A 13,611-nucleotide genomic window follows, 5' to 3' on the forward strand; every position below is an offset into this window, starting at 1 on the left:
CGCAGCGTCGGGAGACGCAAGCGGGTTTGCGCAAAAAAATGCGGCCCCGACGAATAAAAATTGCAACGCACTGTTATTTAATGATTATTCCTTCCGTCTTTCGTGTACCCCGCCCCAAAGGCCGGGGAATCGCGATTCTCAGGGCCAGCAGCGCAACGATCAGCGAGGCCCAGACAAGGGGCGCGATCTCGTTCACCTTGACCGCCCAGAGCCAGTGCATCCCCGCCAGCACAGCCGCCGGATAGACCAGGCGGTGCAGGCGCCGCCAAGCTCCCGCGCCCATGCGCCGGATCGACAGGTTGTTCGAGGTCACGCCAAGCGCGAAGATCGCCATGAAGGACAGCATGCCGAACAGCAGATAGGGGCGCTTGACGATGTCGCGGCCCATCTGCCCCCAGAGCAGGCCCATATCCATGACCACCCAGGTCAGCACATGCGCCAGAGCGTATCCGAAACACAGAACGCCGATCGCACGGCGGAACCGCATCAGCGACAAGCCGGTCAGGCGCAGCAGCGGCGTCACCGCCAGCCCGGCCACCAGAAGGTAAAGTGCCGTGCGCCCCAGCCGATGCTCGATCTGCTGGACGGGATCGACGCCGAGATTGTTCGTGACCATGTCGAACACCAGCAGCGCGAAGGGAATCGCCCCGAGCGCCCAGATCAGCGGCACCGGCACCCGGCGCAGCCCGTCATTCAGGGCGCGGATCAATAATTCACCCTGAGGTCCATGCCCGCATAAAGCGAGGCGACCTGATCGGCATAGCCGTTGAACATCAGCGTCGGCTCGCGGCCCGCGAACAGGCCCGCGCCGATGCGGCGATGGGTGGCCTGGCTCCAGCGAGGGTGATCGACCTCGGGGTTCACATTGGCGTAGAACCCGTACTCGCTTGGCTGCATCTGCTGCCAGGTGTTCAGGGGCTGATCCTCGCGCAGATTGATCCGCACGATCGACTTGATCGACTTGAAGCCGTATTTCCAGGGCACGACCAGCCGGATCGGGGCGCCGTTCTGGTTGGGCATCGCCTGACCGTAAAGCCCGGTGGCCACGATCGTCAGCGGATGCATCGCCTCGTCGATCCGCAGCCCCTCGCGATAGGGCCAGTCGAGGATCGGGCGTCTCTGGCCGGGCATTTCCTCGGGGCGCAGAAGCGTCTCGAATTCGACGTATTTCGCCGAGGGCCGCAACCCCGCCCGGTTCAGGACCGAGGCCAGCGGCACACCGATCCAGGGGACGACCATCGACCAGGCCTCGACGCAGCGCAGCCGGTAGATGCGTTCCTCCAGCGCATTCTCGGGGGCCAGATCCTCGACGCCGTAGCGGCCGGGGCGTTCGACAAGGCCGGTGATCTCGACCGACCAGGGGTCAATGGTCAGCGCACCGGCATTGCGGGCGGGGTCCTCCTTGCCCGTGCCGAATTCGTAGAAATTGTTGTATTGCGTGATCTCTTCGAAACTGTTCGGCGCCTCGTCGGTCGAGAAGGGCGAGGGTCGGCCCGTCAGCGCATGGGCCTGGCCGCCGAGCGCCAGCGCGGCAGCGCTGCCCGCCATGAACGCGCGGCGATTGAGATACATCCGGTGCGGGGTGACGTCAGACCAGTTCAGTTTCATCGCATCCTCCGATCAGGGCCGGCGCGGGGCCGTTGCCCCATTATCGCACAAGACACGCAGGCCGTTACCGGATTGATGCATCACGATCCCTTGACGGGAACCCTGACGGGCCGGTCAGTCAGCGGTGGCGATCTCGTCGAGGAAGGCTTCCGCAAAGCGTTCCAGCCGCGCCTCGTCCAGATGCCGGGCCAGCGCGTCGCGGCTGGCCGGGCGCGTCTCGGCGATGCGGCGGATCTGGCCGGTCGAACAGGTCAGCGGCTTCTCGGTCCCGTCCTCGCCCCGTTGCAAACGGGACTGCACGGCGACCAGCCGGTCGAACAGCGCGCCTTCGGGGCGACCCGCAAGGGCACGGCGCGCGGGATGCATCTGCGTCTGTTCGCCCGCGATCACTTCGAGGAAGGCCTGACCGTAGCTTTCCAGCTTCTTGGCGCCGACACCGCCGATCCGGGCCATCTGGTCCAGATCGCGGGGGCGCTTTTCGGCCATCTCGATCAGGGTGCGGTCGGGAAAGATGACATAGGCTGGCACGCGCGCGGCCTCGGCCAGGGCGCGGCGGCGGGCCTTCAGCGCGGACAGAAGCGGCTCGTCCTCCTTCGAGACTTGGGCGCGCAGGACATTCGCGGCCTTGGTGCGGGTCGTGTCCTGTCGCAGCGTGACGCTGGCCTCGCCGCGCAGCACGGGATGGGCGGCCTCGGTCAGGTGCAGGGCGCCGTGGCGTTCGGGATCGGGGCGGCAGAGGTCCAGCCCCATCATCTGCCGAAAGATCGCCTGCCACTGGCCGCGCCCATGTTCGCGCCCCACGCCGAAGGTCGGCAGCTGGTCATGCCCGCGTTCGCGCACCTTGTCGGTCGTGGTGCCGGTCAGCACGTCGATCAGATGACCGCTGCCGAACCATTCGCCGGTCCGCAGCATCGCAGACAGCGCCTTGCGGACGGCCATCGTGCCGTCGAACAGCTTGGGCGGGGTCTGGCACAGATCGCAATTGCCGCAATCCTGCGCCAGTTCCTCGCCGAAATAGGCCAGCAGGCGGCGGCGGCGGCAACCCGTGGCCTCGGCCAGACCCAGCAGCGCGTTCAGCCGCGCGTGATCGGCGGATTTGCGGGCGGGTTCGGCCAGACCCTCGTCGATCTGGGTGCGGCGCAGGCGGATGTCGTCGGGGCCGTAAAGCGTCAGCGTGTCGGCCGGATCGCCGTCGCGGCCGGCGCGGCCGATTTCCTGGTAATAGCCCTCGATCGACTTGGGCAGGTCGGCATGCAGCACCCACCGGATGTCGGGCTTGTCGATCCCCATGCCAAAGGCGACGGTCGCCACGACGATCAGCCCGTCCTCGCGCTGGAACCGCGCTTCGGCCTCGCGCCGGGCCTCGGCCTCGAGGCCGGCGTGATAGGCGATGGCCGGGTGGCCCGCCTCGCGCAGGGCCTGCGCCAGCGTTTCCGTGCGCGCCCGCGCGCCGCAATAGATGATGCCGGACTGCCCGCGCCGGGCCGCGACATAGGACAGGACCTGATTGCGGGGGCTGTCCTTGGGCTGAAAGGCCAGCCGGATATTGGGCCGGTCGAAGCCGCGCAGAAAGGTCTGGGGGTCGGTCCCCTCGAACAGGCGTGTGACGATCTCGGCCCGCGTCTCGGCATCGGCGGTCGCGGTGAAGGCGGCCAGAGGCACGTTCAGCGCCCGCTTCAGATCGCCGATCCGCAGGTAATCGGGCCGGAAATCATGGCCCCACTGGCTGACGCAATGCGCCTCGTCCACCGCGATGGCGGTCACGCCCGCACGGCGCAGCAGCGCGACCGTCCCGCCCGAGGCCAACCGCTCGGGCGCCATGTAGAGCATCTTGATCTGGCCCGCCGTGATGGCCTGAAAGACGGCATCGGTCTCGGCCTCGGTATTGCCGCTGGTCAGCGCGCCGGCCTCGACCCCGGCCTCGCGCAGGGCGCGCACCTGGTCCCGCATCAGCGCGATCAGCGGCGAGATCACCACCGTCACGCCGTCGCGCATCAGCGCGGGCAGCTGGTAGCACAGCGACTTGCCGCCACCCGTGGGCATGATGGCCAGCACGTCGCGGCCATCGGCCACGGCCTCGACAATCTCTTGCTGGCCGGGGCGGAAGCCGTCGAAGCCCCAGACCTGGCGCAGCAGATCGCCCGAGGAAAGGTCGCGTGCCATCAGACCCCGTAGAAGAAGGCCGCGTTGTTCGCCAGCGCGCTGCGGGCGATGATGATGATGACGAACAGGACCAGCGGCGCCAGATCCAGCCCGCCTGTATTGGGCAGGATGTTGCGGATCGGCTGATAGATCGGCTCAAGCAGACGGTTCAGCCCGTCCCAGATCTGCGCGACCAGCGGCTGGCGCAGGTTCAGGACCTGGAAGTTGATCAGCCAGGACATGATGATATGGACGATCATCACGAACCACATGATCTGAAGGATCAGTTGTAAGGCTTGATACAGCGTGACCATCCGCGTTCCCCGTCATCCTGTCTGCGGCCCCCTGGCCGGTCCTGCCCCTGTATGGACGTGCGATTCGCCCGGCGCAACCCGGTGAGCAACCCGATGCGACCGGCTGCCGCCGCGTCCGGGTTGACGCCCGCGTGATCCGGGGCCACCACAGGCGCGAACAGCGAAAGGGCCGCCGATGTATCCTCTGATCCGTTTTGCCAAGGAGATGTTGAAATACCGTAAAGCGCCGCGCCTCGGCCCGCTGGACGCGCATGTTTCGACCCATCTCTGCTGGCCCTGGGATCTGGACCCCTGGATCGAGCTGAACAACGGCCGCACCCTGACCCTGTTCGATCTGGGCCGCATTCCGCTGGCCAGCCGGACCGGGCTGATCCCGATCCTGAAGGAACGCGGCTGGGGGATCACGGTGGCGGGCAACTCGACCCGCTACCGGCGGCGCATCCGTGCCTTTGACCGCTTTACGATGGTCTCGCGCATGATCGGGTGGGACCACCGCTTCGTCTATATGGAGCAATCCATGTGGCGCGGCGGCGAATGCTGCAATCAGGTGCTGATCCGCTCTGCGGTGACCTCAAAGCAGGGCATCGTCGCCCCCGCCGACGTGATGGCCGCGCTTGGCCACCCGGCCGACAGCCCGCCCTTGCCCGACTGGATCGCCGCCTGGATCGAGGCCGACGCCCTGCGGCCCTGGCCCCCCTTTGGCCCCGCGCAAACGAAAGACTTGCCAGCCTGACGGCGTGCTGCCCTTATGGCGCCGGTCGTCCAGGGGGGAAAAGATGCGGCAAGGGCTTGATCGCAAGCGGATCTGGGGCTGGTGGTTCTTTGACTGGGCCAGCCAGCCCTACCACACGCTGCTCTTGACCTTCATCTTCTCGATCTACTTCGCCGAGGTGGCGCAGCGCCATTTCATCGCCATGGGCGAAAGCGCGACGATCGCGGGCGCGCAGGCGCAGGCGCTGTGGGGCTACGGGCTGGCCATCACCGGCGCGATCATCGCCTTTTGCGCACCGATCCTTGGCGCCATCGCGGACACGTCCGGGCGGCGGATGCCGTGGATCTGGGCCTTTTCCGGGCTTTACGTCATCGGCGCGGCGGGTCTGTGGTGGCTGATGCCCACGCAGCCCGCGCTGATCCAGGCGGTGGTGCTGTTCGGCATCGGCCTGATCGGGGTCGAGTTCGCCACGATCTTCACCAACGCCCAACTGCCCGGCCTTGCGCCAAGGGCCGAGATCGGGCGCATATCCGGGTCGGGCTACGCCTTCGGCTATCTGGGCGGCGTCGTCGCGTTGGCGCTGATGCTGGCGCTGTTCGCCGAAACGCCCGGAGGCCGCACGCTGGCCGGGATCCGCCCCCTGTTCGGGCTGGACCCCGCCGCCCGAGAAGGCACGCGCTTTGTCGGCCCCTTCACCGCGATCTGGTATGCGGTCTTCATGATCCCGTTCTTCCTGTGGGTGCGCGAACCGGCGGGGTCGGGGCGGCCCGTCCGCGTCGGCGTTGCGCTGGCCGAGCTTTGGGCGCTGATCCGCAGCCTCAGACACCGGCGCAGCCTTGCGGCCTGGCTGGCCTCGTCGATGTTCTCGCGCGATGCGCTGAACGCGCTTTACGGCTTTGGCGGCGTCTATGCGGGCACCGTGCTGGGCTGGCCGGTCTTTCTGGCGGGCGTCTTCGGCGTCATCAGCGCGATCTCGGCCGCGATCATCAGCTGGCTGGGCGGGCGAGCCGACCGGCGCTTTGGCCCGCGCGCGGTCATCATCGCCTCGATCCTTGCGCTGTCGGCGGTCTGCACCCTGCTGATCGGGATGGATCGGACCTCGGTCTTCGGGATCCCCGCCCCCGACCCGATCCTGTCCGGGCTGCGCCTGCCCGACCTGATCTTCTTCGCCTGCGGCGCGGTGATTGGTGGGGCGGGCGGGGCGCTGCAGGCCGCCAGCCGCACGATGATGGTGCGCCACACGACCGAGGAACGCGCGACCGAGGGCTTTGGCCTCTATGCGCTGTCGGGCAAGGTCACGGCCTTTCTGGCGCCCTTCCTGATCGCAGTGACGACCGATATCAGCGGCAGCCAGCGCGTGGGCTTCCTGCCGCTGATCGTGATCTTTCTGCTGGCGCTGCTTCTGCTAAGGTGGGTGAACCCCGAAGGAGAGGCAGAGGGACCGCGCCCATGAAACATTTGCTGAAAGCCGCCGCGCTGGTGCTGGGCCTTGCCGCCCCCGCCAGCGCCGATCCGCTGGCCAAGGACGTGTTCGGCGCGTTCCGCGGCCCCTCGCAGGGGCCTGCCGTCTCGATCGGCTATTATTCGCAGGGCTGCGCGCAGGGCATGGTGCAGATGCCCGAAAGCGGGCCAAGCTGGCAGTCGATGCGCCTGTCGCGGGACCGCCATTGGGGCCATCCGGTGATGATCGACTTCCTGCAGGGCCTGTCGCGCGCCGCGCAGCAGGCAGGCTGGCAGGGTCTTTATGTCGGAGACATCAGCCAGCCGCGCGGCGGGCCGATGACCTCGGGCCATGCCAGCCACCAGATCGGGCTGGATGCCGATGTCTGGATGCTACCGCCCCCTTCGCTGACGCTGAGCCGCCAGCAGCGCGAGAACATCTCGTCGGTCTCGGTCGTGGCACAGGGCGGGCTGGGGCTGTCGCAGCACTGGAATACCGGACATTTCCAGATCATGCGCGCCGCCGCCCGCGATCCGCGGGTGGAACGGCTGCTGGTCGATCCGGTGGCCAAGGTTGCCATGTGCCAGATGGAAACGGGCGACCGGTCGTGGCTGCGCAAGGTGCGCCCGATCAACAACCACGACTACCATTTCCACATCCGGCTGTCCTGCCCACAGGGCTCGATCTGCCGGAGGCAGGACCCGCCCCCGCCCGGCGATGGCTGCGCCGAGGCGCAGGAATGGATCAACAACCGCGCCAATCCCTCGCGCGCACCTGCCGTCAGGCCGGACCCCGATTACCGCCACCCCCGCACCTTCCGGATGAGCGAGCTTCCCCAGCAATGCCAGATCGTCGCCAACTCGCCCTGATCCTGATCGCGCTGGCCGCCCCAGCCGGGGCCGAGCCGGTCGCGCAGCATCTGGCAACCCATGTCTGGCGCCATGCCGACCCGCAGTTCGGCGGCTTTTCCGGCATCGAGATCACCGGCGACGGCACCCGCTTTCAAGCGCTGACCGACCGCGCGCATCTGCTCACGGGCCGGATCGACCGCGACGCGGCGGGCCGCATCACCGCGCTGCACATCGAGGACCGCGCCCATCTGTCCGACCGCGACGGCACGCCCCTGCCCGCCGGGCATCTGGGCGACAGCGAGGGCTTGGCCGTCGCGCCAGACGGGCGTGTCTGGGTCAGCTTCGAGGGGCTTCACCGGGTCGTGGGCTATGATGATCCGCATGGCCCCTCGGACCCTCTGCCCCGCCCGCCGACGCTGCCGGGCATGGGCGCCAATTCCGGGCTAGAGGCGCTGGCTCTGCGCGATGACGGGGGGCTTGTGACGCTGCCCGAGCGATCGGCCAGCGTGACGACGCCCTTTACCGTGCTGGCCTATCAGGACGGCGCATGGTCCGAAATGACGCAGATCCGGCGCGACGGGAACTGGCTGCCAGTGGGCGCCGATTACGGACCTGACGGCCGCTTCTACCTGCTGGAGCGCGATTTTCTGGGGCCTCTGGGCTTCCGGTCGCGGCTGCGCAGCATGGTGCTGGACGCGGACGGCCCGCAGGACGAGCATGTGCTGATCGAAAGCGCGCCGATGCAGTTCGACAATCTCGAGGGCATCTCGGTCTGGGGCAGCCCGGACGATCTGCGCGCCACGATGATCTCGGACGACAATTTCCTGTTCCTGCAACGCACCGAAATCGTGGAATACCGCATCACCCGAAGCGACCGGCAGGCGCAGGGGAATTGACAGGCCGGGCAGGCTGGGCGTAAGCGCGCCCTGCCCCGCCGCTGCCCGCGCGGGGCCGAGTTCTCCGCCACCTTGTAAAACGGACCCCCAGATGAACCGCTTCCTGCCCGGCATCCTTGCCATGGCCGCCATTGTCGTGGCCTCGAACATCCTTGTGCAATTCGTGGTCGGCGACTGGCTGACCTGGGGTGCCTTCACCTATCCGCTAGCCTTTCTGGTCACGGATGTGATGAACCGCGTCTATGGCCCCTCGGCCGCGCGGCGCGTCGTGCTGGCGGGATTCGTCACCGGCGTCGCCTGCTCGCTGGTCGCCGCGGGGTTCCAGGCGACCACGCTGCGAATCGCCATCGCTTCGGGGACGGCCTTCCTGGTGGCGCAACTGCTGGACGTGGCGATCTTCGACGCGCTGCGGGCAGGGCGCTGGTGGCGGGCGCCGCTGGCCTCGACGATCATCGGATCTGCGGTGGACACGGCGCTGTTCTTCACCATCGCCTTTGCCGCCTTCCTGCCCGCAGACGCCAATACAGGCTGGGCGAACGAGGCCGTTCCGCTGCTTGGTCACGGACCGGTCAGCGCGCTGTGGATTTCGTTGGCAAGTGCCGATTGGCTGGTCAAGCTTGGTCTGGCCCTACTGGCCCTTGTGCCGTTTCGTATCCTTGTCCGCAATTTGTTGCGGTCTGAAACATAAAGGCAATTGACTGACAGAGAATCTGTGGCACCCTGAAATTCTAACGGCAATCTTTTGAAAGGAGGTGGTCCAGTGTCGAGAGTGATATTGGAGAGAGGTGTCGGAACAGTCAGGGGGGCCGTGGCCTGAGGGCAGCCCCAAGGGTCGTAAACCCTGATTGGGACCGGACGGATTTCTTCCATCCCTAACCGGACCATCTCCGTGGAACTCGCGGGCCGTCCCACTCGGACGGCCCGTCTCTATTTGGGCGGGGCGGACCATTCAGGCCCGCCCCATCCGCCAGCCCAAGTCAGCTGCAAGCCGAAAGATGCCGGTCCGAGGGTCGGACCGCCCGACCGGCATCCTGTCGGCAGACCCGGCTCAGATACGCTCGATCGCCAGCGCGATCCCCTGACCGCCACCGATGCACATGGTGATCAGCGCGCGCCGCCCGCCAGTCCGTTCCAGCTCGTGCAGGGCCTTGATCGTGATGATCGCGCCCGTGGCGCCCACCGGATGGCCAAGCGCGATGGCGCCGCCGTTGGGGTTCACCCGCGCCGGGTCCAGCCCCAGACCCTTGGTCACGGCCAAGGCCTGCGCGGCAAAGGCCTCGTTCGATTCGATCACGTCGAAATCACCGGCCTTCAGACCGGTCCGCGCCAGCAATTGCTCGACCGCGGGGACGGGGCCGATGCCCATGACCTCGGGGCGAACGCCCGCCACGGCATAGCCCAGGATGCGCGCACGGGGCGTCAGGCCCGCGGCCTCGGCGGCGTCGCGGCGCGCCAGAACCAAGGCCGCCGCGCCGTCATTGATGCCGCTGGCATTGCCAGCGGTCACGCTGCCGCCCTTCTGAAAGACCGGCTTGAGCGCGGCCAGCTTTTCCAGCGTGGTCTCCTTGGGATGCTCGTCCGTGTCGAAGGCGATCACGCCCTTGCGGGACTTGATCTCGACCGGGACGATCTGGTCGCGGAAATGGCCCGCCGCAATGGCCGCCGCCGCCCGTCGCTGTGATTCCAGCGCGAATTCGTCCTGCGCCTCGCGGGTGATGTCATGCTCCGCGGCGACATTCTCGGCGGTGACGCCCATATGGCCGGTGCCCATCGGGCAGGTCAGCGCACCGGTCATCATGTCCAGCATCACCTGATCGCCCATCTTGGCGCCGAACCGCGCCGAGGGCACGGCATAGGGCGACCGGCTCATGCATTCGGCCCCGCCCGCGACGGCGAATTCGGCATCGCCCAGCAGCAGCGATTGCGTGGCCGAGACGATGGCCTGCACGCCCGAGCCGCAGAGCCGGTTCACGTTCATCGCCGGGACGGTGTGCGGGATGCCCGCGTTCAGCATCGCCACGCGGCTCAGATACATGTCGCGGGGCTCGGTGTTGATGACATGGCCAAAGACGACCTGCCCGACCTTTTCGGGGGCAAGACCCGCACGCTCCAGCGCGGCGCGGGTGACGGTGGTCGCCAGGTCGATGGGCGGGGTGCCGGCAAGGCTGCCGCCAAAGCCGCCGATGGCGGTGCGCGCGCCGGACAGGATCACGATTTCGGATGCAGACATGATGGCCTCCTCTCAGGGTGGCAACAGCATAGAAGCCCCGCATCGTGCCGCAAGTCGCAGCCGATGTGCCGTCACGGAACCGGCGCAAATTGCATCACCCGCCAAGGGTCGCTATGGTCCCGGGGAATAACGCGATCAGCCGAGGCTCCGATGTCCGCAACCACCCCGCGCCTGCGCATCAAGCTGCGCCTCGAATATGACAGCCCGCTGATCCTGGGGCCGGGCAAGGCCGAGCTTCTGGCCCGGATCGACCGGCTGGGCTCGATCTCGGCCGCAGCGCGCGAGATGGGCATGAGCTACAAGCGCGCCTGGACGCTGGTCGAAGAGATGAACACCGCCTTTGCCGATCCGGTCATCGACAGCGCGCGGGGCGGCGCGGGGGGTGGCGGCGCGCGGGTGACGCCGACCGGGCAGGAGGTCCTGCGCCATTACCGCGCGCTGGAGACACTGCTGCGCGAGGCGGGGGCCGAGAACCTGCGCGCGCTGAACGCTCTGCTGCGCCCCGAAGGCGCCGCCTGAGCCGACCGGCGGGCGCCCGCCCATTCCGGCTTTGTGATTTCAAACCCGCGTATTTTCCGCTAATACTTCGGGAAAACGACCCCAAGAGCAGCACGAGGGCAGGATGAACAGGCTTCTGAAGCTGGCCATTGTCGCGCTTGTCGCGTCTTGCGGCGGCGGCAATTTCAGCGCGCCACGCCAGCTTGACAATGCATGCGCCATCGCGGCCGAGCGGCCTGCCTATATGCGGGCGATGCGGGCGACGGAACGCAAATGGGGCGTGCCGGTCCATGTCCAGATGGCCACGATGTATCAGGAATCGAAGTTCATCGGCGACGCGCGCACCCCGCACCAATATGCCCTTGGCGTGATTCCCATCGGACGGCAAAGCAGCGCCTTCGGCTATTCGCAGGCTTTGGACGGCACATGGGAGGAATACCAGCAGGCCACCGGCAACCGCCGCGCCCGCCGCGACAACATCCGCGATGCGACCGACTTCATGGGCTGGTACATGCATGGCAGCCAGCAGCGCCTTGGCCTGTCCAAGCACGATGCCGGGCGGCAATACCTGGCCTATCACGAGGGGCGCGGCGGCTATGCGCGGGGCAGCTACAACCAGAAGCCCTGGCTGATCCGGGTCGCCAGACAGGTCAGCCAACGATCCGAGATGTATCGCCAGCAGCTGGCCTCGTGCCGCCGGGCGTGATCGTCAGGCAGGCGGCGCCGCAAGCCGCGCCGCCGCCGCAAGGCCCGCGCTGCGTCCGCTGGCCAGACAGCCGGTCAGCAGATAGCCGCCGGTCGGCGCCTCCCAATCCAGCATCTCGCCCGCGACGAAAACACCGGGCAGGGCCTTCAGCGCAAGCCCCGGCGCCAGTGCCTCGGCGGTGACGCCCCCGGCCGAGGAAATCGCGCGATCCAGTCCCATCGGCCCTGCAAGGGGCATCGCCAGCGCCTTGGCCCGCGTGGCCCAGCCGGGCGCATCCTGGGGCAGCGGTCTGCCCCATTCCATCATCAGCGCGGCGCGCACCGGATCGCCCAGAACGCGGCGCAGCCAGTTCCCGACCGACAGCCGCCCGCGCGAGCGGGCAAAGCGCCGCGTCAACGCGGCCTCGTCCAGATCGGGCGCCAGATCCAGCAGCGGCGCGGCGCCGTCGCGGATGGCGGCGGCGATGGCATAGACGCCGCCGCCCTCGATCCCCGCCCGCGCGATCACCCATTCGCCACGGCTGACCTGCGCCCCGGCATGGATCGCCACGCCCTTGACAGCGGCCCCGAAATGCCGCGCCATGGCGGGCGACCAATCCACCCGGAACCCCATATTGGCGGGCCGGAAGGGCGCGACCGGGACGCCCGCGTCCTGCAACAGCCCCCGCCATGCGCCGTCCGAACCCAGCCTGGGCCAGCTTGCCCCGCCCATCGCCAGCACGGCGACACGCGGGCGCACCAGCACCGGCCCCTCGGGGGTGGCAAAGCGGAAGCCGTCACCGATCCCCTCCAGCCGCCAGCGCTGCCGCAGCGTGACGCCGCCTGCCTCCAGCCGCGCAAGCCATGCACGCAGCAGCGGTGAGGCTTTCATGCCGACCGGAAAGACCCGCCCCGTCGATCCCGTGAACAGCGCGATGCCCAAACCCTCGGCCCATGATTTCACCTGATCGGGGCCGAAACCGTCCTCCAGCCCGGCCGAGGCGCTTCCGGAAAAGGCCGCGCGAAAGGCGGGGGCGGGCTCGTCCTTGGTCAGGTTCAGCCCCGACTTGCCCGCCATCAGGAACTTGCGCGCGGGCGAGGGCATGGCCTCGGCCACAAGCACCCTGCGGCCGGGCGCCATCAGCATCTCGGCCGCCATCAGCCCGGCGGGACCGGCGCCGACGACCAGCGCATCGACCTCGATGATCACCGCCGACCCCGAGGCCGCATCGCCAGCCGCAGCAGGGCGCGTTCGACCAGCGGCATCTGCGGCGCGCGGGTCGAGGATCGCAGCGTCAGGTCCAGCGTGAGCAGCGCGTGGACGGCCTCTTCCAGCGGGCCGAGGCCCCAGCCCTGCGCCTGACGCGCCATCCGGTCGCGCCTCGGCCCGTAGATCGGAGGCCGCGCCCGCGCCAACGCGACCGCAGGCCCCGCCGGGTCCGCCGCCGCCAGATGCAGCGCGCGGAAATGGCGCAGAGCGGCAATGCAGATCGAGACCGGCGCCAGCCCTTGCGCCGCGATCCGCCGCATCAGCGCGCCGAATTCGGCCTCGCGCCGTTCGGCAACGGCGTGGATCAGTTCATCCAGATCGGCCTCGATCGTGGCGGGCGCCATCAGCGCGATCTCGGCCGGGGTCAGGGGCGAGGGGTCGCCATGTTTGTAAAGCCCGATCTTCTCGATCGTCTGGCGCAGATCGCCGGGGTCCAGCGCGCGGGCCAGAACCAGCATCTCGCGCATGGCGTCGCGCGGGACTTCGCGCAGACCGGCATCGGACAGCCAGCGCGCGATCTCGTCCTCGCCGGGGGGGTCGTCGTAGATCGGCGCGCAGATCGCCTGACCATGCGCCTCGAACAGCTTGCGCAGCGCCGAGGATTTTGCCAGCGCCCCCGCCGCGACCACGATCACAGCATCGCCCGCGCGCCACCCGTCCAGCGCCGCGCGCACCGCATCCGCCGCGCTGTCGGGCGCGTCATCGACCAGCACCACGCGCGGGCCGGGGAAAAAGCCCACCTCGCGCACCGCGTCGATCAGCTGGGCGGGGTCCTTCTTCAGCCCCGCCCCGGCCATGCGGGTCAGGCGCATCTCTTCATCGGCGCGCTCGCCGACCAGCGCCTTGACGGCCTCGGCCCGTTTCATGGCGACGCGCATCGCGTCCTGCCCATAGATCAGCAGGCCCGGCCGCGAGGGGTCGGGCCGGGCCAGATAGCGCGCGATCTCGGCCCCTTTCAGCAGCAT

14 protein-coding genes are annotated in these 13,611 nt (G+C 68.4%); 7 read left to right on the forward strand and 7 right to left on the reverse strand.

Annotated features, from left to right (window positions below; all coding sequences use genetic code 11):
• Window positions 1-73 precede the first annotated feature (73 nt).
• The 4 genes from ACTZWU_RS00005 to ACTZWU_RS00020 form a co-directional block, all read right to left on the reverse strand.
• Complete coding sequence (locus ACTZWU_RS00005; RefSeq protein WP_444735297.1) at window positions 74-709, reverse strand: sulfite oxidase heme-binding subunit YedZ; 636 nt, start codon at window positions 707-709, stop codon at window positions 74-76.
• Entirely contained in the window at window positions 706-1,608 is a 903-nt protein-coding gene (gene msrP, locus ACTZWU_RS00010; RefSeq protein ID WP_444735298.1) for a protein-methionine-sulfoxide reductase catalytic subunit MsrP, read from the reverse strand. The genes ACTZWU_RS00005 and msrP overlap by 4 nt, the downstream gene beginning before the upstream one ends.
• 114 nt (window positions 1,609-1,722) lie before the next feature.
• Entirely contained in the window at window positions 1,723-3,771 is a 2,049-nt protein-coding gene (gene recQ, locus ACTZWU_RS00015; RefSeq protein ID WP_444735299.1) for a DNA helicase RecQ, read from the reverse strand.
• A complete protein-coding gene (locus ACTZWU_RS00020; RefSeq protein ID WP_444735300.1) occupies window positions 3,771-4,064 on the reverse strand; it encodes a YggT family protein in 294 nt (97 codons plus the stop codon). Before ACTZWU_RS00020 ends, recQ begins: the two co-directional genes overlap by 1 nt.
• A 175-nt stretch (window positions 4,065-4,239) precedes the next feature.
• Here ACTZWU_RS00020 and ACTZWU_RS00025 point away from each other — a divergent pair, with 175 nt between their 5' ends.
• The 5 genes from ACTZWU_RS00025 (at window position 4,240) to ACTZWU_RS00045 (ending at window position 8,652) form a co-directional block, all read left to right on the forward strand.
• The gene (locus tag ACTZWU_RS00025; protein ID WP_444735301.1) at window positions 4,240-4,797 is read left to right on the forward strand and encodes an acyl-CoA thioesterase; all 558 of its coding nucleotides are present in this window, start codon (window positions 4,240-4,242) and stop codon (window positions 4,795-4,797) included.
• A gap of 43 nt (window positions 4,798-4,840) precedes the next feature.
• On the forward strand, window positions 4,841-6,229 hold the full coding sequence (locus ACTZWU_RS00030) for an MFS transporter (RefSeq protein WP_444735302.1): 1,389 nt from the start codon (window positions 4,841-4,843) through the stop codon (window positions 6,227-6,229).
• Complete coding sequence (mepA, locus tag ACTZWU_RS00035; protein WP_444735303.1) at window positions 6,226-7,086, forward strand: penicillin-insensitive murein endopeptidase; 861 nt, start codon at window positions 6,226-6,228, stop codon at window positions 7,084-7,086. Before ACTZWU_RS00030 ends, mepA begins: the two co-directional genes overlap by 4 nt.
• The gene (locus ACTZWU_RS00040; RefSeq protein ID WP_444735304.1) at window positions 7,059-7,964 is read left to right on the forward strand and encodes an esterase-like activity of phytase family protein; all 906 of its coding nucleotides are present in this window, start codon (window positions 7,059-7,061) and stop codon (window positions 7,962-7,964) included. Before mepA ends, ACTZWU_RS00040 begins: the two co-directional genes overlap by 28 nt.
• A gap of 91 nt (window positions 7,965-8,055) precedes the next feature.
• Entirely contained in the window at window positions 8,056-8,652 is a 597-nt protein-coding gene (locus tag ACTZWU_RS00045) for a queuosine precursor transporter (protein WP_444735305.1), read from the forward strand.
• Between the two features lie 360 nt (window positions 8,653-9,012).
• Here ACTZWU_RS00045 and ACTZWU_RS00050 read toward each other — a convergent pair whose 3' ends face one another.
• Window positions 9,013-10,194, reverse strand: coding sequence for an acetyl-CoA C-acyltransferase family protein (locus ACTZWU_RS00050; protein ID WP_444735306.1), 1,182 nt, complete (start codon window positions 10,192-10,194; stop codon window positions 9,013-9,015).
• Between the two features lie 150 nt (window positions 10,195-10,344).
• Here ACTZWU_RS00050 and ACTZWU_RS00055 point away from each other — a divergent pair, with 150 nt between their 5' ends.
• Window positions 10,345-10,713: a winged helix-turn-helix domain-containing protein gene (locus ACTZWU_RS00055; RefSeq protein WP_444735307.1), complete on the forward strand. Its 369-nt coding sequence runs from the start codon at window positions 10,345-10,347 to the stop codon at window positions 10,711-10,713.
• A 103-nt stretch (window positions 10,714-10,816) separates the two neighbouring features.
• Window positions 10,817-11,398 carry a transglycosylase SLT domain-containing protein gene (locus tag ACTZWU_RS00060; protein WP_444735308.1) on the forward strand — a complete coding sequence of 194 codons (582 nt, stop codon included), beginning with the start codon at window positions 10,817-10,819 and terminating at the stop codon, window positions 11,396-11,398.
• A gap of 3 nt (window positions 11,399-11,401) precedes the next feature.
• On the opposite strand, the gene ACTZWU_RS00065 is transcribed toward ACTZWU_RS00060, so the two are convergent.
• Window positions 11,402-12,586, reverse strand: a complete 1,185-nt coding sequence (locus tag ACTZWU_RS00065) for an NAD(P)/FAD-dependent oxidoreductase (RefSeq protein WP_444735309.1) — start codon at window positions 12,584-12,586, stop codon at window positions 11,402-11,404.
• Window positions 12,583-13,611 (reverse strand): DNA polymerase III subunit delta, encoded by a 1,029-nt coding sequence (holA, locus tag ACTZWU_RS00070; protein WP_444735310.1) that lies wholly within the window; start codon window positions 13,609-13,611, stop codon window positions 12,583-12,585. Before holA ends, ACTZWU_RS00065 begins: the two co-directional genes overlap by 4 nt.

The organism is Paracoccus sp. NSM (assembly GCF_052379855.1).
In the GTDB taxonomy this organism is placed as follows: domain Bacteria; phylum Pseudomonadota; class Alphaproteobacteria; order Rhodobacterales; family Rhodobacteraceae; genus Paracoccus.